The 333-nt window shown below is 73.3% G+C and carries 1 pseudogene; it reads left to right on the top strand.

What is annotated here, in order from left to right:
* Positions 1-271: pseudogene (locus tag PUR56_RS17485) on the top strand (hypothetical protein); the annotation flags it as partial.
* Positions 272-333 lie beyond the last annotated feature (62 nt).

Below are 333 nucleotides of genomic sequence, written 5' to 3'. Positions count from 1 at the left end.
CGCCGACCGGGCCGACACCACGGTCGCGATCCTCCCCGCCGACCCCTCGAAGAGCCGCGACGTGAAGGCCGCCGAGCAGACCACCGTCGAGTACGCCGACGGCGCCCTGCGGATCCGGCCCTCGGCCGACAACCGGCTCCTCGGCTCCTCCGGCCACGTCGAGGGGACCGTTCACCTGCCCGCCGGCTCCCGCGTCGACGCCAAGGCCGCCACCGCCGAACTCCGCAGCACCGGACGCCTCGGCGTCGTCACCGTCGAGCTCTCCCACGGCTAGGTCGAACTCTACTAGACCGCCGGCGCCCACCTCACACTCCTCGCCGGAGACATCTCGGT

This window comes from Streptomyces sp. BE303 (genome assembly GCF_036290945.1).
Classification (GTDB): domain Bacteria; phylum Actinomycetota; class Actinomycetes; order Streptomycetales; family Streptomycetaceae; genus Kitasatospora.
Note: the sequence above shows the minus strand (reverse complement) of the source record. Positions and strands in the feature narration are given on the sequence as shown.